The sequence below is a fragment of the Nonomuraea sp. NPDC049028 genome (genome assembly GCF_043197735.1).
Taxonomy (GTDB): domain Bacteria; phylum Actinomycetota; class Actinomycetes; order Streptosporangiales; family Streptosporangiaceae; genus Nonomuraea.
Genome location: NZ_JBICTR010000004.1, coordinates 404744 through 424940, shown reverse-complemented (window position 1 = coordinate 424940; position 20197 = coordinate 404744). Strand labels below are relative to the sequence as shown.

The following is a 20197-nucleotide window of genomic DNA, read 5'->3' as shown; positions in this document are numbered from 1 at the left end:
TCACGCCGTCGCCGTCAGGACGATGATCGCCACGGCCAGAGCGGTGTCGAGCACGAGACAGAACTTGGCGAGCGACCGGGTCACCACTCGGTTCGCCCGGTAGTGGTAGACGTCCCATGCGGCGTGGCCGAGCAGGCCCAGCGCCACCAGGTAGCTTCCGACCGTCGGGTTGACGAACAGCGCGATCGTGGCCGCGGCGCCGAAACCGAGCATGGCGACCAGCTGTAACGGCAGCCCTCCGGGCTCAGGGCGCGTACCACGCGAGGGACCGTAGCCGCGTAGCAGACCGTAGCCGCCCAGCAGGACGCCCAGGCCCAGCACCGCCCAGGTCGCCTCGAAGTCGTCATCGATGAGGTCCGTGGCCAGGATGACGACGAAGGTCAGGAAGAACACGGGCCAGGTCGAGGCGGGTTTCCCGAACGCGGCCGCACCCAGGTACACCACCGCCGAGGCGGCCAGTACCTTCGCCAGCTCGAGGCCCGTGGCCATGTCCAGGATCATGAGCACGGCGGTCCCGACCCCGACCAGAACCGGCCAGTGCCGCAGCACCCGGCCGAGCGGAGGGATCGTCTGTGTCGTCATCGTGCTTACCGCCTTGGGGGTCGCGCAGTGGTCTTCATCCTCTATCCCAGCGGATCATCGGGCCAGGACAGCAACCGGACATTTACCGGACATTGGGCGGCATGTCCGAGGACGGGGACGAGGACGGGCTATGCGTCGTCGGCCATCGGGCTGAACTGGATGCCCGCCAGCCGCCACGAGCCCTTCTGCCTGACCCACGTCTGGGACACCCGCACCCGCAGCGCCACCGCCCGGCCGTGAGAGGTCGCCTGGTTGCTCTGCACATTGCGCACGATCGCGGCGTCGCCGTACATCCGGATGTCGATCTGGCTGGTGTCCAGGGCGTGGTACTGGAATTGGGCGTGGCGACCGATCCACTGCTCCTTGTCGAGCACGTACCCCTTGGGCCCGATCGACTGGAAGTCGTCGGCCAGTAACTCGCGCAGGCGTCCGGCGTCGGCGGCCAGCTCCGCCGCGTCGAACTGCCGCTGAAGGCCGAGAACCGTCTCTTTCTCCGTGGTCTCCATGTTCTCCATGGGAGCCGAGCATAAGCGGGAGAACCGGAATAATCACCGGACAAAATGCCCTCCCGAATTGTCCGGTAAATGCCCTGGGCTGCCTTCCCGGCGATGGCCGAAAATTGGCCCGCGTCATGTCTTCTCGGGCCCGCCCCGGTGACATCGCGAGCCGCTGATCAGTCGTGCGCATGGAACCAAGTGCCCCGGACAACCCGTTTCTTGAAAGAGTGTGTTTGCCGTGCGTGCCGGGTTGTTCAGCGGAAAGGGTGGCATATGGAGCCGCTATGGGCCGATGATCCACGCCAAGTGGGGCCAATTCGGCTGAGGGGCCGGCTGGGCGGTGGCGGCATGGGGCAGGTGTACTTGGGCCGTACCCGGGGCGGCCGGCCGGTCGCGGTGAAGGTGGTGCGCTCGGACCTGGCCGGCGATGCGGAGTTCCGACGCCGGTTCGCGATCGAGGTGAGTATGGCCCGGAGGGTCGGCGGGTTCTACACCGCGCAGGTGGTGGACGCGGACACTGACGCCGATTCGCCGTGGATGGCCACCGCTTACATCCCCGGCCCGACCCTGCACCAGGCCGTCGCCACGCACGGACCGCTGCCGCCTGCGGCGATCGGTGTGCTGGGGGCGGGCCTGGCCGAGGGCCTGATCGCCATCCACGAAGAGATACTGGCGCACCGCGACCTCAAACCCGGCAACGTGATCCTCGCCGGCGACGGTCCCCGGGTCATCGACTTCGGCATCGCCCGCGCTTTGGAGGCCGCCTCCCACAGCGTCTCGGGGGCCGTGATCGGCACTCCGGCGTTCATGTCCCCCGAACAGAGCCGAGGCGGCGAGGTGGGCCCGGCCAGCGATGTGTTCTCGCTGGGGGCGGTGCTGGTGTTCGCCGCCACCGGCTGCGGCCCGTTCGGTACCGGTCAGGGCCACGCGGTCATGCACCGCATCCGCCATGACGACCCCGACCTGACCGGCCTGCCGAAGGACCTGGTCGACCTGGTGGACGCCTGCCTGGCCAAGACTCCTGAGCACCGGCCCAGTCCCGCCGATCTCCTCGACCGGCTCGCCGCATCGGCCGAAAGCACCACGCCATGGCTCCCGCCCACGGTCACCGCGCTGATCACCCAGCTCGAAGAGGACCTCTCCGAACCTTCTGGCGGCGCTACGATCCCTGGGCAGGCCGCCCCTATCCCTGGGCGGGCCGCCGATTCGACGGACCGACCGGCGATCGACCACGCCCTACGGATCGCCGGTTCCATCGCCGATCCCGACGAGCGAGAAGAGGCGCTGTACGGAGTCGCTTACGCGATCGTCGAGGCCGATCCCGACCACGCGGAGCAGTATCTGCGGCGCATCCCCTCGGAGGTATGCCGAGCAGTGGCTCTACTGGCCCTCGCCGACGAACTGCCCGACAGGAACCGCGCCCTGCGGCTGGTCGGCCACGCCGAACAGCTCTTCGCCCAGCACCTCGACGACGGTCCGAACGCCGTGGAACACAAGGTGTTCGTTTATCTGGTCGACCAGCTGATCGCGGTGGATCCTCAGCGGGCGCTCACGGTGCTCGACAGCGTTGAGCGGCGGGTCGTGGACTTCGACGATTGCGAGCTGCGAGCCAAGGCGCTGGCGGCCACGGCCGACAAGATGGCCGTCAACGCCCCTGACCACGCCACCGAGCTGATGGCCCGGGCAGTAGAAGTGGCCCGCATGCTCCCACCCCACTCCGACTACACGTTCCTCCAGCCCCAAACCCTGGCGGAAATCGCCAAGATCGGTTATGCCGCCGATCGGCGACACGCCGAGCAGCTGATCGACCTCGCCGAAGCCGCCGCGCTCGACGTCCCGGGCGAAGCCAGCCAGCGGAACTTCGCACTCAAGGAGACCGCTGTGGAGGTCGCGCGGGTCGACCTCGCCCGGGCGGAACAGATCATCAGCAAGATCAGAGAGTCCGTCGTTCGCTCATGTGCCTGGGGCGACATCCTCAAGGCAGCGGGCTCTACCCGGCAGGATCACCGGCCGCTGCTCGACGCGGCCGAACAGAGCGTCGCGGCACCTGCGGCCCAGAAACCGGTCTCGGTGAAGCCCGCTTCCTGGTGGGCCCGCTGGGGAGCCCAGCCCAAGGTCGGCGCCGGCCAGAGGAACGTCGGTCCGTGGCATCTGAAATACATCGCCACCGGCGCGGCATGGTGCGACCCGTCGCGGGCCGAAACCATCGCCTCGCGGATCAGTGATGTCGAATATCGGATCGAGGCCTTCGTCGACATGGCGGGCGCGCTCGCCGAGACCAACCCTCTGCAGGCACGGTGGTGGCTCAACACCGCGTACCAGACCGCCCTCGAAGCCGAGGGAACATGGGTTCTCCCCATGATGGGCAGGATCGCAGCGGCCGGGCGCGCCGTCGCCGCCGAAACCGCGCAGCAGGCTGCCCAGTACATCACGAGTCGCGCCGACGCCACGGACCTGAGCGCGCAGCAGCTGACAGTGGTCGCCCGAGATGTCGTCGCCGTCGATCCGGAGCTGGCCATGCGCCTCATCGACCTCGCTGAGACCCGAGCACAACAGCCCGGCAAGGCACGGCTCGACAAGAATGATCTGGAGCGCGTCGCCACGACCCTGATGGCCGTGGCGGCGACAGCATGGGCCGACTCCAGGCCCGAACGTACCGGTCCCATCCTGCGCCACCTGCTGGAGGTCGCCCTGGCCGCAGGATCGACCGCGTATCTGTCGATCATCGAGACCGCCGTACCGAACCCACATGTCGTCGAGCAGCTCCTGCGGGAGTACCGCGGTCCCGGCCGGGATCATCTGCGGTACATCGCGGTTGCGGCGTTCGCGGTAACCGACGCCCACCGCGCCGAGCAGCTCGCCCAGGAGATCACCGACGACTCCCTGCGGTACGCGGCACTCAACGCCCTCGCTGTATCGATCACCAGGCAGGCCATGGGCTCGGCGAGCGGCCCAGAGACCAAGCGCGCCACATAAGCACCACATCAACCGGTGCCTCCCCAGACACCGCATCCCCGGCTACGAGGGGTCGCACGTGTGCCGTAAAGTGCCACATCATGGTGGATTGGGGTATTCGGCGGGCTTTGGCGGCGGACATCGAGGCGATGGTCGAGCTACGCGCCGTGGTGATGCGGGCGGATCTGGAGCGGCTCGGCCGGTACGACGAGCACCGGGTACGGCAGCGAATGCGGGACGCCTACGACCCGTCGCACACCTGGGTGATCGAGGTCGGCGGCGAGTTCGCCGGCTGCGTGGCGCTACGGGAGGCCGAGGACGCCCGCTGGCTGGAGCACTTCTTCCTGGCCCCGCACCTGCAGGGTTCCGGCATCGGTTCGGGCGTCCTGCGCGAGCTGCTGGATCAGTGTGACCGTGACGGTGTCCCTGTCCGGCTGAACGTGCTGCAGGGAAGCCCTGCCCGGCGGCTGTACGAGCGGCACGGGTTCACGCTGGAGACCGAGGATCCGGTGGACGTGTTCATGGTCCGCATGGTGTCTTGAGATCGCCCGCCCTGGATGTCGCGCCCGAGGTCTTGGGCCCGACCGTGGACGGCCTCGCCGAGCTCGCCGGCGACGGGCAGGCGCTCGAGTTCGCCATCGGAACCGGCCGCGTGGCCGTGCCGCTTGCCGAGCGTGGGGTGCCCGTGACCGGCGTCTACCGCATCCCGCCGGGCCACTAGCTTCACCTGTCCTGGTAGGCCCGTGGCCAACTGGGCTGGTAGCAGCAGCGCATGCCCGTCTGTACGGTGGTACGCAGTTCATCCCCGATAACCGGATCGGCCTCCGCGATGCGGTTCACCGTACGTCTGATGGCCTTGCCCACCGCGACCCTGGCGCGCTCGGCGCTGCCGGTGAAGTGGCGGGTCCGCTCGCCGAGGCCGGTGGCCGCGGCCAGCTCGTCGAGCAGCCAGTCGCGCTCGGCGCGTACCGCGGCGACCCGTTCCGCGTCGTTCATCGACTCGAGCTCGTCGATCTCGGCCTGCAGGTGCGACAGCCGCTGCATGTAGCGGCGTTTGGCCAGGTCGTCGAGCACCGGCTGGGCGCTTTCGCCGTCCCGGCCTGTCGACTGGCCGGGGAGGGTGGAGCCGGCGGCCAGTTCGAGGGCGGAGATCTCCTGGTACGGGTTGGCCAGCAGGAGCGCCAGGTGGTTCATCCCCACGCTGTGCTCGACGTACACGGTCCGGCCGGCCAGCTCGATCCGCCATTGCCGTCCCCAGCGCCGGCAGGACACGGCCGATCGGCCGGCATCTTCGATCGGCCGGGCCAGCAGGGTGCCCAGTTCCAGCAGGCACTGCTCGGCGCGCGAGTCCGTGGGCTGGAACAGGTCGATGATGCGCCGCAGCAGCTCCATGAGCAGGTCGGCGCGACCGTCGCTGGTGATCGGCCGCATGTCCATGTCCATGTCCATGTCCATGTCCATGACAATCGGCCGCATGTCTATGACAGACGGGCTGGTACACCGCGCCATGCCGTCCCCCTTATCGCCGTAATGAGTCCCCGTGCCGTGGTGAGTGGCTCGACCGTACGGGGACAGGGCGGCGGTGGGGATCGGTGGCCGATCCCTATATTGCGGCGGGCGATGCCTAACTTTCCGCCCTGGGTTCCCGCTCGGCCAGGCCGAGCCTGATGGCCTGGTCGGCGGCGGCGTTGCGGCTCGGGGCGCCCAGTTTGGCGAGGATGGACGAGACGTGGTGACCGACGGTCTTGGTGGAGATGAATAACTTCGCGGCGATCTCGGCATTGGTGCATCGGGCGCAGAGCAGGGCGAGCACTTCGTGTTCGCGCCGGGTCAGCCCGAACGGATGCCCTCGGGTCGCCGCACGCGGACCGGCAGGGAGTGACCGGGCGCCGAGTTCGCGGAGCTTGCGCCTGACGATGCGAGTGGCGGGGAAGGCGCCGAGACCGGTGAGGATCTTCAGGGCCTGACGGAGCTCCGGCTCCCGTGGGGCGTGTGCCAGGGCCAGCGCGGCGTCGTGCGGGCACCCCAGCTCGGTCCAGGCATGCGCGGCCTTCGTCGCATCACCGCCGAGCTCCAGCCGGTACGGCTCGGCGTGCGCGCCATGCGCCCGCCGGCGAGAGCCGGTCCGCCGCAGCCAGACGGCGACCGCGCCGAGATCCCAGGCGTCGCACCCCTCGGCGGTGTCCGCGGCCAGTTCGGCCTCGCGGCGGGCGTGGTCCGGCTTCCCCTCCAGCCAGTACGCCTCGGCGCGGGTGAGCCGGACGGGCACGATCTGCTGCGGCTCGCGGGTACGGTCGGCGATCTCGGCCGCCTCGTCGAGATACGCCCAGACGCCGGGCTCGCCACGGCGGGCGTGGATCGCGCCGAGCTTGCGTACGATGCACAACCGGCTGCACGAGGAGAGCGGCGTGACGGCGAGGATCTCGGCGCAGAGCGTCACCGCCTCGTCCCAGCGTCCCATCCGCTCCATCATGGCGGCCTGCTCGCTGCGCAGGTGCATCGCGTACGTGGTGAGGTCCCGCTCATCGCAATAGGCGAGGCCCTCGACCAGCAACGGCTCGGCTTCGGCGAACTGTCGCTCGCTCACGTACGTGGCGCAGAAGTTCGCGAACGCCCGGCCCGCCTGATCTTGGTGGCGCCCGGACAGACCGAGATCCAACGCCCGGCGCATGCCCCCCACCCAGTCCTCGCCCTTGGCCGCGGCCGACGCCGCCATGGTGTTGAGCACATCGCTGAGCACGTCGGTGGCGCCCAGACGCTCGGCGATCGTCTGCGCCCGCCGTGCCAGGTCGATCGCCGCGTCGTGCTGGGCCTGCAGCATGCGGCGGTTGGCGAAGATGGCGTACGCCCAGGCCAGCTCGACGCTCGGCCCGAGCGGTTCCAGAACCGACACGGCGGCTTCGACGGCGGCGACCGCCTGATCCGCGCGGACAAGGTTCCACAGAGTGCGTGACAGCCGCCGCAGCGTGTCGCCCTCCCGCAGCCGATCGCCCGCCTCGCGCCACTGCGCCAGCGCGTGCTCGCAGGCATCGGCCGCGTCCTCCCACTGGTCGAGCAGCGCCGCCTCGTCGGCCAGCCCCTCGTACAGCCGGGCGATCGTCGAGGCGTCCGCCCCGTCCGCGAACCGCAGGGCCCGCCGGAACTGCGCCGCCGCCTCACGGTGCGAGGCCAGCCACGCCGCACGGCGAGCGGCGGCGGGCGCGTGCCGCAGAACCGCCTCGGCATCGCCGGCCGCCTCGGCGTGGAAGGCCATCCGGGCCTCGTCGTCGCACCCCAGGTCGGCCAGCGCGGTCAGTACGAGGCCGTGAATGGCCCGGCCGCGATGCGCCGAGACCGCCCCCGCCACCGCCAGCCGCGCGATCTCATGACGGAACCTCAGCCACGGGCCGTCCTCGATCACCAGCCCGCACCCGAGCAGCTCGTCCAGGGCGGACGGCGGGCAGCCGGTCACCGAGGCCAGTAATCGCGACTCGACCCTGGTCCCGGTCAGCGCCGCCACGTCCAGCACCTGACGGGACCCGCCGTCCAGGCGCGTCGCGCGTGCCAGCACCGCGTCCCGCGCAGATGGGGGCACCTCTGTCACGCCGGCCTGTACGACCTCGGTCACGTAGAACGGGTTCCCGCCGGTCAGCCGGTGCAGCGCGGACGCCTCCCACCCGCTCCCACGGGCCAGCAGCCCCACCGCGTCGGCGGACAGCGGCGCCAGCGCGATCCGCCGCGTCGACCGCTGCGAAGCCAGATCGCCCAGGGCGACCCGGAACAGATCGTCCGCCGCCAGACCCTCGTCCCGGTAGGTGGCGATGACCAGCACCGGAGCGCTCCACAGCCGCCGGCTGAGGAAGCGCAGCATGTCCAGGGTGGCCTCGTCGGCCCAGTGAACGTCCTCGACCGCGACCACGTTCAGCGTCCCGGGCTCACTGACCTCGTGCAGCAGCCCGCGGAACAACTCCTCCCGCCCGGCCCCCGCGCGACACAGCTCCAGCAGCGCGCCACGACGCTGATCCGCCACGTCGAAGAGCGGCCCGAGCGGGCGCGGAGTGAACAGCCCGTCGCACATCCCCCACGACCAACGGGCATCCGGCAGCTCTTCCTGGAAGCGCTCCACCAGCGCCGACTTCCCGACGCCCGCCTCACCCGAGACCAGAACCAGCCGCCCGGCACCCTGCCTGGCCTCGGCCGCGTACTCAGCCAGCGCCGCCAGCGACGGCTCCCGCTCCAGCAACCGCATGCCCGCAGTATCCGCTAAATCCACGGAAACCGTAAGACGAAGGATGGCCCGCCTCAGGGCGACGGGCGATGAGGGACATCAATGCTGTTCCACCCCGTTCACGAACACCTTGCGCAGGGTCAGGTCGTCGGTGAACGTGATCGTGTTCGCGCCGGTGATGTTCGTGAACGCGCACCTCTCCAGGCGCACTCCGGTCAGGTGGTCGGTTTCCAGGCCGACGAGGTTGAGTACGGCGTCGGCGCCGTCGAGCCTGGTCCGCTCCATCCGGATGTCGCGGACCGACACCGGCTCGGTGCCTCCTTCGTTGCTGTTGTAGGCCATGTTGACGAACATCACCTCGCGGTCCACGTTCTGGCCGGTGAAGCCGCGTACGTAGACGCCCTCGACGTAGGCGCCGCGCTTCTTGCTGGCCTTGATGTAGACGGGGTACTTCACCGGGTAGTTGCCGGGGAAGTCCGGCGAGTTGATCACGCACCGCTCGGCGAAGACGTTGCGGACGCCGCCGGACATCTCGCTGCCGACCGTGATGCCGCCCCAGCGGCCGGAGAAGGCGCAGTCCTGGACGACGATGTTCTCGCTGGGCACGCCCACCCGGCGGCCGTCGGCGTCGCGTCCCGACTTGACCGCCACGCAGTCGTCGTTGGTGTTGAAGCGGCAGTCGTGGATGTGCACGTACGACGACGCCTCGGGGTCGCAGCCGTCGGTGTTGTACAGCGTGCTGACGACGGTGATGCCGCGCACGGTGACGTTCGTGGACAGGACCGGGTTCACGGTCCACATGGCCGGCTCGAGGATCGTGAGGTCGCTGATCAGGATGTTCTGACATTTCACGAACTGGACCATGGCGGGGCGCAGATAGTGACCTGCCCCGAACACGCGCTGTTCGACCGGGACGCCGTCGTCGCCCATCTTGCGCAGCGCCCGCTGGTCGGCGCCCTGCGGGCCGCTGTTGGCGTACCAGCTCTCCCAGGGGCCCTGTCTGGCTTGGCCGTCGAGTGTGCCCTTGCCGGTGACCGCGATGTTCCGCTGGCCGTGGGCGTAGATGAAGGGACTGTAGTTGTAGCACTCCGTGCCCTCCCACCGGGTGAAGACGACCGGCAGGTAGGCGTTCGGATCGGTGCTGAAGGCGATCACGCCGCCCTCGGACACGTGCAGCTCGACGTTGCTGAGCAGGTGGACGGCGCCGGTGAGGAAGCGTCCCGGTGGGACCACGACTCGGCCGCCGCCCCTGCGATGGCACTCGGCGATCGCCGCCTTGAACGCGGCCGTGCAGTCGGTCGTGCCGTCACCCACGGCGCCGAACGCGGTGACATCCCACCTTCGGTTGGGGAAGCGAGGGGGCCGGATCCTACGCAGGATGTCCGGCACTTGGTGCCAGGGATCCGCTGATCGGGCCTCGGCCTGCGCCGACGCGGTTCCGGGGACGAGTGTGGCGGCGGCTAGAGCGCCGCCGGCCTTCAATAGAGATCGTCTGGATGGCATGGTCACCACCGGGGGATGCGGAGACATCGGATCTCTGGAGCGTAAGTGCGGCCCGGACGCAATTCAATTCTTGACGAAGTAAATGATGAGATTCGCTCGATCGAGCGTGCTCCCCTTGGGGTCCGGTGAGGAGGGAGTGGTGGAGTTTCTGGTGGAGTTTCTGGTGGACATGATCACGCCGTTGTCGCCGCATCCGAGCGACCCGGGCCGGTCGGCCCTGGGACGCGGAACGGGTCGCCGACGGGCAGCCAGGCCGCATCGGCGTCCAGACCGAGCCTGCCGACGTCACGGGTCAGGGCTTCGACGGCGGCCCGTACGGCGCCGCGCTTCTCGCCGTGGCGGCACACCAGGGCCCAGGTCCAGTACGGCGACGGATCGATCACCGGTCGCCGGACGAGATCAGGCGGCAGGGGAGTGGTCTGACCCTTCGGTGAGTTGATGACGGGGCGGCGTAGCCGGCGTACGTGGTCGAAGAACGCCGCGTCGGTGATGCCACCATCGTCGATGTGCACGGTCTGGGATCCGGTGTCACGGGCGAACTCTTTGGCATAGCGGTTCCAGGAGTCCCAGGTGACGGTGTCGGTGTCCAGCAGCACCAGCGTGTCCCTGGCCCGGACCGCCGACGTTTCGGAGCCCGCGGAGATCGCGTGGAGCCGATCCGCGCCGATCAGCCGAGCCTCGAGATCGTAGACGGCCAGGTCATCGGTCTGAACCCAGCAGATGGCCAGATCGATGCTGCCGTCGGCCACCCGGCCGGCCTGGGTGTGTGACGGCATGACCCACGCGTCGACGTGCAACTGCGCTATGCCGGACAGGCGGGCGGCCAGGTCGGGGGGCCGCCAGTTGACGTACCCGAGCCGGACCGGTTCGGGGGCGGACATACGGGCCGCGGACGCGCGCAACTCGTCGGCCTGTCCGAGCAGCGCCCGGGTCGGGGCCAGCAACGCCTCCCCGGCCTGAGTCAGCGCGACCGAGCGGCGGTCCCGGTCGAACAGCCGCACCCCCAGGTCCCGCTCCAGCGCCTTGATCTGCTGGGAGAGCGACGGGCCGGCGATGCGCAGCCGGGCCGCGGCGCGGCCGAAGTTCAGCTCCTCGGCCACAGCCACGAAATAGCGCAGCTGGCGTAGCTCCACCCGCCCATCGTAGAGCGGTAGGAGGCTGTGCCTACCAGCAGAGAGCAAGCCCGTCGTGGCGTGACGGCGACCGCTGGGTGCACGATGGAATGCATGGCCCCAGGGCAGGTCGGGACCCGGCCGCCCGCTGTCTGAGCCATTCCCCCCACGCCGGCACCGCCCAGGAGCGGTGCGGGTGCCACACGTCCACAGTCACTTACAAGGGGGAAGCAATGAGTACGCCAAAGGTCGCCGTGATCACCGGCGCGTCCCAGGGCATAGGCGCGGCGCTGGTGACCGCCTACCGCAAGCTCGGCTACGCGGTCGTCGCCAACTCCCGGTCGATCGCGGATTCCGACGACCCCATGGTGCGGGCCGTCGCCGGCGACATCGCCGCCCCGGCCGTCGGGGCGCACGTCATCGAGCAGGGGCTGAAGGCGTTCGGCCGCATCGACACGTTGGTCAACAACGCCGGTCTCTTCGTGTCCAAGCCGTTCACGGACTACACCGACGAGGACTACGACCTGGTCACGGGAGTGAATCTGCGCGGGTTCTTCGAGATCTCCCAGCGGGCCATCGAGGCGATGCTCAGCCAGGGCGGCGGCGGACACGTGGTCAACATCACGACCAGCCTCGTCGATCACGCCAACAGCAAGGTGCCGTCCGCGCTGGCGTCGCTGACCAAGGGCGGCCTCAACGCGGTCACCAAATCACTGGCCACCGAGTACGCCACCCGGGGCATCCGGGTCAACGCGGTCGCGCCCGGCGTCATCCGCACCCCGATGCACCCGGTCGAGACCCACGAAGCCCTGGCCGAGCTGCACCCTGTGGGCCGGATGGGCGACATCAGCGACATCGTCGACGCGATCATCTATCTCGAGCACGCTCCGTTCGTCACCGGCGAGATTCTGCACGTCGACGGCGGCCAGAGCGCCGGTCACTGAGCTGGTCATTCGGCCGGGGGCGGGGCGGGGGCGGTCGGTAACCCCAGGCGCCGCCCGCCCCCAACCTGCCGAAAGAGCCGCCGCCCGCCTCACCTGCCATCAGCCTCACCTGCCATCAGCCTCACCTGCCATCAGCCTCACCCGCCATCAGCCTCACCCGCCATCAGCCTCACCTGCCGAAAGAGCCGAGAGAAAGGCGCATGTTGACAGCCGTACCGGAGCAGACGATCGAGGCGACCTCGCTGGAGCGGCCCTGGCGGGTCGTCGGGCAGGGCGCGGCGGCGCTGGCGGCGGGCATGGGCATCGGCCGCTTCGCCTACACCGCGATCCTGCCCCTGATGCTCGCGCATGCCGGGCTCTCGCCGCAGCTCGGCGCGAGCCTGGCCACCGCGAACTACATCGGCTACCTCCTCGGCGCGGTCGTCGCGATCATCGCCCCCGCGATGGCCGCCTCCCGGACGACGCTGCGCCTGTCGCTGGTGATCCTGATCGCCACGCTGGCCCTGATACCGCTCACGCACGTCGGCGCGCTCTGGTGGCTGCTCCGGCTGGTCGCCGGGATCGCGAGCTCGCTGATCTTCGTCGTCGCGGTCAACGCGATGCTCACCGGGCTGCGTGGCCACGCCCACCACCTCACCGGATGGGCTTTCGGCGGCATCGGCGCGGGGATCGCCCTGTCCGGCGTCGTCGTGCTGATCCTCCGTACCGCCGGTACGTGGCAGCAGGCGTGGTGGACCACGGCCGCACTGACCGCCGTCTTCACGGTCCTTGCCTGGCCGCTGCACGCCAGTCCGACGTCGCCCCACGCGGCGCCGGTCCCGCCCCGGCGCGGTGACGCGGTCGGGCTGCGCTGGTTCGGCGCGTTGCTGGTCGGCTACACCCTCGAAGGGACCGGGTACATCATCGCCGGCACCTTCCTGGTCGCCGCGATCGACCAGACCGCGCCCGGCTGGGTCGGCAGCTCCGCCTGGATCCTCGTCGGGCTGGGCGCCCTGCCGTCGTCGGCCCTGTGGGCCTGGCTCAGCCGTACGTGGTCGCGGCCGACGCTCCTCCTCGTCGCGCTCGTCGTGCAGGCCGTCGGCATCGCGCTACCGGTCCTGGTCAGCGGGGTCGCGGTGGCCCTGGTCTCGGCGGTGTTGTTCGGCGCCACGTTCCTCGGCATCGCCTCCCTCACCCTGGCCGTCGGCGCCCACCTGCGGATCCCTCGGGCGGTCGCGATCCTCACCACCGGCTACAGCGTCGGGCAGATCCTCGGCCCCTTGGTCGTCACCCCGCTCCTGCACCAGGGCTACAACCAGGCGCTGCTCGTCGGCGCCGCCCTCGTCGCGCTGGCCGCGGTCGCGACCGCCGCGCTGCGTCACCGCTTCCCGCATCACCTCGGCCCACTGCCCCGACGGGTCGACACCGCCCAACCGACGCACATCACGATCCATCCATCCGACCGCTGATATCCGATCACTGATATCCGATCACTGATATCCGACCGCTGACAGGAGAGCGCCATGACCAGTACCGCCGAGGCCGAGATCCTCCACACCGTCCTGGACCGATGGAAGAGCGCCGTCGACGCGCACGACCCCAAGCGCGTGGCGTCGTACTTCACCGACGACGCCATCTTCCAAGGTCTGCACCCGTACGGCATCGGTCCCGAGAGCGTCGCCGAGTACTACGACTCGCAGCCGATCGGCATGACCGCCGCGTACGACATCCTGGAGACCCGGCGGATGGCCGACGACCTCGTCCTCGGCTACCTGCACGTCGACTTCACCTTCACCGACCGGCCGGTCGTGACGGTCAACCTGTGCGTGCTGGCGCGGCGGGCCGGCGACGACTGGCTCATCGACCACTATCAGGTCTCACGGTTGCCCTGATCCCCTGAAGCGGGGAAAGGGCGGCTATCGTCTCACTGCTGATGTCGTCGTGCTGAAGGGGGCGGCCCGGTGACGGACACCCGGCGCTCGCAGCCGTTGCGCGGCCTGCGGATCGTCGAGATCTCCAGCTATGTGGCGACCCCGCTGAGCGGGATGACGCTGGCCCAGCTGGGCGCCGACGTGATCCGGGTCGAGCCGATCGGCGGCGCGGTCGACCGTACGCGCTGGCCGCTGGCCGAGAGCGGGACGAGCCTGTACTGGTCGGGACTGAACAAGGGCAAACGCGCCATCGAGGTGGACCTGTCCGCCGAGGAGGGCCGCGCGCTCGTCGGCGAGCTGATCGTCAGCGGCGGACCGCGCGGCGGGATCGTGATCAGCAACTCCGAGCGCTACCCGGAGCTGTCTTTCGAGGCGCTGCGCGCGCGCCGCCCCGACGTGATCCACGTGCTGCTCACCGGCCGCCGGGACGGCGGGGCCGCGGTGGACTACACGGTGCAGGCGGCGACCGGGTTCCCCCTGCTGACCGGCCCGGAGGACGTGGCGGAGCCGGTGAACAGCCTGGTGCCCGCCTGGGACGTGACCGCGGGGCTCTACCTGGCGGTCGGGCTGCTGGCCGCGGAGCGGCACCGCCTGCTGACGGGGGAGGGACAGCAGGTACGGGTCGCGCTGGAGGACGTCGCCCTGGCCACCGCCGGGAACCTCGGCTACCTCGCCGAGGCGCAGCTGAGCGGCACCCCGAGGGAACGCGGCGGCAACTACGTCTACGGCACCTTCGGCCGCGACTTCACCACGGCCGACGGCGGGCGGCTGATGGTCGTGGCGCTGACCGCCCGGCACTGGAGCGGGCTGCTGGCCGCGACCGGCCTGACTGACGTGGTCAGCGCGCTGGCCACCGCGCTCGGGGTGGACTTCGCCGACGAGCCGGCCCGCTACCGGCATCGCAAGGTGCTCGGCGAGCTGCTCGCGGGCTGGTTCGAGAGCCGTACGCTCGCCGAGGCCGAGTCGGCGCTGCGTACTGCCCGAGTGCTGTGGTCGAGATATCGCAGCTTCACCGAGCTGGCCGCGCTGCTGGGGGAGAACCCGCTGATGGGAGCGGTCGAGCAGCCAGGAGTCGGCGGGCATTGGGCGCCCGGCTCGCCCGTGGTGATGGACGGGGAGCAGTCGCCGCCCGCGGCGGCGCCGCAGGTGGGCCAGCACACCGGCGAGGTCCTGCGGGCCGAGCTCGGACTGTCGGCCCAGGACGTCGCGACGCTGCGCAAGCATGGTGTCCTGGATGAACCGGTAAACCCAGGGACAGCCGAATGAAGCGACCCACGATCGACGACATCGCCCGCCGGGCCGGCGTCTCGAAGGGCGCGGTGTCGTTCGCGTTGAACGGCCGTCCCGGTGTCTCCAGCGAGACCCGCCGCCGTATCCAGGCCATCGCCGCCGAGCTGGGCTGGCAGCCGAACAGCCTGGCACGGGCCCTGTTCGACGGGCGGCCCGACGTGCTGGGCCTCGTGGTGGACCGGCCGGCGCGCACGCTCGGGCTGGAGCCGTTCTTCATGCAGTTGATCTCCGGCATCGAGGCCACGCTGTCGGCGGAGTCCGTGGGGCTGCTGCTGCAGATGACCGAGGACCCCGAAACCGAGATCGCGATTTATCGGAAATGGTGGGCGCAGCATCGGGTCGCCGGAGTGTTCGTCGTCGACCTGCGGGCCGAGGACTCCAGGATCGCCGTGCTGGAGGAGCTGAAGCTGCCCGCCGTGGTCATCGGCGGACCGGAGGGGACCGGGCGGCTGCCCGCTGTCTGGAGCGACGACGCCGGCGCGATCGGCGTCGTGATGGCGCACCTGGCCGGGCTGGGGCACCGCAGGATCGCCAGGGTCGCGGGGCAGGAGGAGCTCAGGCACACCCGCGTGAGAACCGCCGCGATGCGGGAGGCGGCGGCCAGGCTGGGCGTGACGGCCGTCACCGTGTACGCCGACTACAGCGGCGAGAGTGGCGAGCGGGCCACCCTCGACCTGCTGCGCGGCCCGGACCGGCCGACCGCCATCGTGTACGACAACGACGTGATGGCCGTGGCCGGCACCGCCGCCGCTCGCGAGGCGGGTTTCTCGGTGCCTGCCGATCTGTCCGTCGTGGCCTGGGACGACTCCGCTCTGTGTCTGCTGACCCGGCCGCATCTGACAGCGGTGAGCAGGGACATCGCCGCGTTCGGCGCCAAAGCCGCCCGGTCGCTGCTCAGCTTGGTTCAGGGCCGGGAGGTGGCCGACTCGCAGCAGGCCGAGCCGCGCCTGGTGAGCAGGGGGAGCACGGCCCCCCTGTCCTGAATCGGTTCAGTAATCGAGTGGAAATGTCCGCGACCAGACATTGAAACTAAACGGGTTTAGTGATGGCATGACGGCTAATCTCCGCTGCTCAACTCCGGAGGGTTGATGACCCCGCTCCGCCCCTTGACCGATTCCTGGACCGTCCGCTCGGCGAGCGGCGACGTGCGTGCTCCGGCCACCGTGCCCGGTTGCGTGCACACCGACCTGCTCGCCGCCGGTCTGATCCCGGATCCCTACCTCGACGACAATGAGACCCGCCTGGCCTGGGTGGGGCGTACGGAGTGGCGTTACGAGACGGAGTTCTCGTGGGACGGCACCGAGCACGAGCGCACCGATCTGGTCTGCGAAGGACTCGACACCGTGGCCGAGATCGAGCTCAACGGCGTGCGCGTGGGCGAGACCGCGAACATGCACCGCTCCTACCGGTTCGACGTCCGGCCCGCGCTGCGCATCGGGAGCAACCGGCTGGCGGTGACCTTCCGGCCGGCGGGGGAGTACGCCGAACGGCTGAAGGAGGAGCTCGGCGACCGGCCGAGCGCCTACACCGAGCCCTACAACTTCATCAGGAAGATGGCCTGCAACTTCGGCTGGGACTGGGGCCCGACCCTGGTCACGGCGGGCATCTGGCGGTCGATCGGGCTGCACGAGTGGAGCGGTGCCCGGCTGGCCGCCGTGCGGCCGGTGGTGACCGTCACCGACGGCGTCGCCCGGGTCGCCGTGCATGTCGAGGTCGAACGGGCCGTACAGGAGGAACTGCAGATCACCGCCACCGTCTGCGGCAGGTCTGTTGTGGGAGCGCTCCCATCGGACACGGCGGTACTTGAGGTCCACATTCCCCAGCCCGAGCTCTGGTGGCCACGCGGGTACGGCGAGCAGCCGCTGCACGAGCTGACCGTGACACTCGGCGACGACCTCGACAGCTGGCAGGGGAAGATCGGCTTCAGGACGGTCGAGCTGGACACGGCCGACGGCGCCTTCACGATCGTGGTCAACGGCCGCCCGATCTTCGCCAAGGGCGTCAACTGGATCCCCGACGACTGCTTCCCGGTCAGGATCGATCGCACCCGCTACGCCGAGCGTCTCGCGCAGGCGTGTGAGGCGGGCGTCAACCTGATGCGTGTCTGGGGCGGCGGCCTCTATGAGAGCGACGACTTCTACGACCTGTGCGACGAGCTGGGGCTGCTGGTCTGGCAGGACTTCCCCTTCGCCTGCGCCGCCTACCCGGAAGAGGAGCCGCTGCGCTCAGAGGTCGAGGCCGAGGCCCGCCAGAACGTTACCCGCCTCATGCCGCATCCGAGCCTGGCCCTGTGGTGCGGCAACAACGAGAACATCTGGGGCTTTTTCGACTGGCACTGGCGCGAGCGGCTGGCCGGACGTACCTGGGGCGAGGGCTACTACCTCGACCTGCTGCCCGGCATCGTGGCCGAGCTCGATCCGGGCCGGGCGTACTGGCCGGGCAGCCCGTACTCGGGGTCGATGGACGTCCATCCCAACGACCCCGACCACCACAACATCCACATCTGGGACGTCTGGAACGAACGCGACTACACGGCCTACCGCGAATACCGGCCCCGGTTCGTCTCGGAGTTCGGCTTCCAGGGGCCCGCGACGTACGCGACCATCAAGCGGGCCATCGGCGACGACCCGCTCACGCCCGACTCGCCCGGCATGCGCCTCCACCAGAAGGCGATCGACGGTGACCTCAAGCTGGCCGCCGGGCTCAAGCCGCACTTCGCGCCGCCCACCGGTTTCGCCGACTGGCACTACCTGACGCAGGTCAACCAGGCCAGGGCGATCCAGCTCGGGGTCGAGCACTTCAGGTCCTTGTGGCCGCACTGCGCGGGCACGATCGTGTGGCAGCTCAACGACTGCTGGCCCGTCACCTCATGGTCCGCGATCGACGGCGACGGGCGCAGGAAGCCGCTGTTCCACGCGCTGCGCCGGGCGTACGCCGACCGGCTGCTGACCGTGCAGCCGCGCGACGGCGGCCTGGCGCTCGTGGCGGTCAATGACACCGACGAGCCGTGGGTGAGCGGCGCGGTGGCCGCGCGGCTCGGCGTGGACGGCAGGGAACTGCGGACCGAGAGCTTCGACCTCGAAGTGCCGCCACGTGGCGTGGTGACGGTGCCCCTTGGCGTGGGTGAGCCGGCCGACCCGGCCAGAGAGCTGATCGCGGTGCGCGTGGGGGAGCGCAGGGCGCTGTGGTTCTTCCTGCCGGACAAGGACCTCGACCTGCCCGAGGGGCGGTGCACGGTGACGGTCGAGGGGCGTGACGTGATCGTCAGCGCGCACACGCTGGTACGGGATCTGGCGATCTTCCCTGACCAGGTACACCCCGACGCCGAGGTGGACGACCAGCTCATCACCCTCCTGCCCGGCGAAAGCCATCGCTTCACGATAAATCGGGAAATCGGGGCTGATGCGCCCATGAGGTGGGTGAACGACCGCTCCGCCCTCCTACCCAACCCCCCTGGGAGAAATGCATGAGAAGAACCTCGATGATCGTGGCAGCGGCCACGCTTGCCCTCCTCACCGCCTGCTCGGGCGGCGGGGTGCCACTGACCGCCGGCAGCGCCGCTCCCTCCTCGGGCCCGGCCTCGGCCTCCGGAGGCGCCGCCAAAGACACCATCGTGAACGTCATCGCCGGCACCGGCCAGTTCAACGAGAACCTCAACCCCCTGGTCCAGGGCGCGCCCAACCTCATGGGCACCTGGGGGCTGATCTACGAGACACTCATGTTCTTCAACCAGTCGAAGTCGGGTGACGTCCAGCCCCTGCTGGCCACCAAGTACGAGTTCGGCGACGAGGGCAAGTCGATCACCTTCACCCTCCGCGACGGCGTGAAGTGGAGCGACGGCAAGCCGTTCACCGCCGAGGACGTGGCGTTCAACTTCCTCTACCGCCGCGACAAGAAGGACCTGAGCGCGGGCGGCAGCAACGTCAAGGACGCCCAGGTCCTCAGCCCCACCTCAGTGAAGATCAGCTTTACCGAGAAGATGTACACCAAACTGTGGGACGTGGCCGGTCACCAGTACATGGTGCCCAAGCACATCTGGGAGAAGATCGACAAGCCCACCAAAGAGACGAACACCAAGCCGGTCGGCACCGGGCCGTTCATGATGGGCGAGTTCACGCCGCAGAGCTACACGATGGTCAAGAACCCGAACCACTGGGACACCGGCAAGCCCAAGATCGCCGGAATGCGGTTCTGGTCGTACAACAACAACGACGCCTCCCTCCAGGCGATGGTCACCGGGCAGCTCGACTGGGGCGGCATGTTCATGGCCGACCCCGAAAAGCAGTTCGTGGCCAAGGACCCCGAGCACAACGCCTACAAGAACGAGTCCCAGCTCTACGTCACCAACCTGGTGCCGAACCTGACCAAGGCCCCCATGAACGACCTGGCCGTGCGGCAGGCCATCAACCTCGGGCTCGACCGCGACAAGATCATCGAATTGGCGTTCGCCGGGCTCGGCAAGCCGGCCAGCCCGGCGGGCATAGTGCTGCCGCTCTTCCAGGACTACCTCTCGCCTAAGTACGCCACCGCGAAGCTGGAGTTCAACCAGGACAAGGCCCGCCAGACCCTGGAGGCGGCCGGATACGCCAAGGACGGCGACGGCTACTACGCCAAGGACGGCAAGCGCCTGTCGGTGACCTGCCACCTGGTGAGCGGCTGGACCGACTACGTCTCGGCCGCCCAGGTCATCAAGCAGCAGCTCAAGGAGGTCGGCATCGAGTTCAAATCGAAGGAGGTCTCCTTCAACGCTTTCGTCGACATGCAGCAGAAGGGCGACTTCGAGCTGATGATGTGGAACGCCTATGGCGGCCCGCACCCGTACTACATGTACGACAACATCCTCAACAGCAAGAGCATCCCCCCGGCCAACCAGAACATGGCCCGCTACAAGAACCCGGCCGTGGACGCCGCGCTGAAGGTCATCGCCGACACTCCGCCGGAGCAGACGGACACGATCAAGCAGGCGATCTACGCCATCCAGGACGCCGTCGTGGCCGACCTGCCCTACATCCCGCTGCAGCAGTCCAGCGCCCTGGCCGAGTTCCGGACCACCAACGTCACCGGGTGGCCCAGCGAGCAGAACCCGTACGCGCTCGGCCTGCCCTTCTCCCACCCCGACAACGGCATCGTGGCCAAGAACCTCCAGCCGGTGCAGTAGCAACGACGAGGACGCGACCGGGGCCGCGCGCCCCGGCCG

16 protein-coding genes are annotated in these 20197 nt (G+C 69.5%); 10 read left to right on the top strand and 6 right to left on the bottom strand.

Annotated elements, in window-relative coordinates; genetic code table 11:
* Positions 1 to 582, bottom strand: a complete 582-nt coding sequence (locus tag ACGFJ2_RS17545) for a hypothetical protein (protein WP_393469277.1) — start codon at positions 580 to 582, stop codon at positions 1 to 3.
* A 128-nt stretch (positions 583 to 710) separates the two neighbouring features.
* Positions 711 to 1097 carry a DUF4440 domain-containing protein gene (locus ACGFJ2_RS17540; RefSeq protein ID WP_393469274.1) on the bottom strand — a complete coding sequence of 129 codons (387 nt, stop codon included), beginning with the start codon at positions 1095 to 1097 and terminating at the stop codon, positions 711 to 713.
* 69 nt (positions 1098 to 1166) lie between these two features.
* On the opposite strand from ACGFJ2_RS17540, the gene ACGFJ2_RS17535 reads away from it, so the two are divergent.
* From ACGFJ2_RS17535 to ACGFJ2_RS17525, 3 genes are all read left to right on the top strand, one after another.
* Positions 1167 to 4055 carry a serine/threonine-protein kinase gene (locus tag ACGFJ2_RS17535; protein WP_393469271.1) on the top strand — a complete coding sequence of 963 codons (2889 nt, stop codon included), beginning with the start codon at positions 1167 to 1169 and terminating at the stop codon, positions 4053 to 4055.
* 80 nt (positions 4056 to 4135) lie between these two features.
* Complete coding sequence (locus ACGFJ2_RS17530; protein ID WP_393469268.1) at positions 4136 to 4576, top strand: GNAT family N-acetyltransferase; 441 nt, start codon at positions 4136 to 4138, stop codon at positions 4574 to 4576.
* The gene (locus ACGFJ2_RS17525; RefSeq protein ID WP_393469265.1) at positions 4573 to 4755 is read left to right on the top strand and encodes a hypothetical protein; all 183 of its coding nucleotides are present in this window, start codon (positions 4573 to 4575) and stop codon (positions 4753 to 4755) included. The genes ACGFJ2_RS17530 and ACGFJ2_RS17525 overlap by 4 nt, the downstream gene beginning before the upstream one ends.
* A gap of 2 nt (positions 4756 to 4757) precedes the next feature.
* Here ACGFJ2_RS17525 and ACGFJ2_RS17520 read toward each other — a convergent pair whose 3' ends face one another.
* From ACGFJ2_RS17520 to ACGFJ2_RS17505, 4 genes are all read right to left on the bottom strand, one after another.
* Positions 4758 to 5489 (bottom strand): hypothetical protein, encoded by a 732-nt coding sequence (locus tag ACGFJ2_RS17520; RefSeq protein WP_393469263.1) that lies wholly within the window; start codon positions 5487 to 5489, stop codon positions 4758 to 4760.
* A 169-nt stretch (positions 5490 to 5658) separates the two neighbouring features.
* Positions 5659 to 8262, bottom strand: a complete 2604-nt coding sequence (locus ACGFJ2_RS17515; RefSeq protein WP_393469260.1) for an ATP-binding protein — start codon at positions 8260 to 8262, stop codon at positions 5659 to 5661.
* Positions 8263 to 8340: 78 nt separating this feature from the next.
* The gene (locus ACGFJ2_RS17510; RefSeq protein WP_393469257.1) at positions 8341 to 9744 is read right to left on the bottom strand and encodes a glycoside hydrolase family 28 protein; all 1404 of its coding nucleotides are present in this window, start codon (positions 9742 to 9744) and stop codon (positions 8341 to 8343) included.
* Positions 9745 to 9917: 173 nt separating this feature from the next.
* The gene (locus tag ACGFJ2_RS17505) at positions 9918 to 10877 is read right to left on the bottom strand and encodes a LysR family transcriptional regulator (protein WP_393469254.1); all 960 of its coding nucleotides are present in this window, start codon (positions 10875 to 10877) and stop codon (positions 9918 to 9920) included.
* A gap of 212 nt (positions 10878 to 11089) precedes the next feature.
* On the opposite strand from ACGFJ2_RS17505, the gene ACGFJ2_RS17500 reads away from it, so the two are divergent.
* The 7 genes from ACGFJ2_RS17500 (at position 11090) to ACGFJ2_RS17470 (ending at position 20158) form a co-directional block, all read left to right on the top strand.
* Complete coding sequence (locus tag ACGFJ2_RS17500) at positions 11090 to 11800, top strand: SDR family oxidoreductase (RefSeq protein ID WP_357952326.1); 711 nt, start codon at positions 11090 to 11092, stop codon at positions 11798 to 11800.
* A 200-nt stretch (positions 11801 to 12000) separates the two neighbouring features.
* Entirely contained in the window at positions 12001 to 13248 is a 1248-nt protein-coding gene (locus tag ACGFJ2_RS17495) for a YbfB/YjiJ family MFS transporter (protein WP_393469251.1), read from the top strand.
* A gap of 54 nt (positions 13249 to 13302) precedes the next feature.
* Positions 13303 to 13671, top strand: a complete 369-nt coding sequence (locus ACGFJ2_RS17490) for an SgcJ/EcaC family oxidoreductase (RefSeq protein WP_357952328.1) — start codon at positions 13303 to 13305, stop codon at positions 13669 to 13671.
* Between the two features lie 69 nt (positions 13672 to 13740).
* Positions 13741 to 14976, top strand: a complete 1236-nt coding sequence (locus ACGFJ2_RS17485) for a CoA transferase (protein ID WP_393469247.1) — start codon at positions 13741 to 13743, stop codon at positions 14974 to 14976.
* Entirely contained in the window at positions 14973 to 15983 is a 1011-nt protein-coding gene (locus ACGFJ2_RS17480; protein ID WP_358173610.1) for a LacI family DNA-binding transcriptional regulator, read from the top strand. Before ACGFJ2_RS17485 ends, ACGFJ2_RS17480 begins: the two co-directional genes overlap by 4 nt.
* Before the next feature lie 105 nt (positions 15984 to 16088).
* Positions 16089 to 18470, top strand: coding sequence for a glycoside hydrolase family 2 protein (locus ACGFJ2_RS17475; protein WP_393469244.1), 2382 nt, complete (start codon positions 16089 to 16091; stop codon positions 18468 to 18470).
* Positions 18467 to 20158, top strand: coding sequence for an ABC transporter substrate-binding protein (locus ACGFJ2_RS17470; protein ID WP_393469241.1), 1692 nt, complete (start codon positions 18467 to 18469; stop codon positions 20156 to 20158). Before ACGFJ2_RS17475 ends, ACGFJ2_RS17470 begins: the two co-directional genes overlap by 4 nt.
* Positions 20159 to 20197 lie beyond the last annotated feature (39 nt).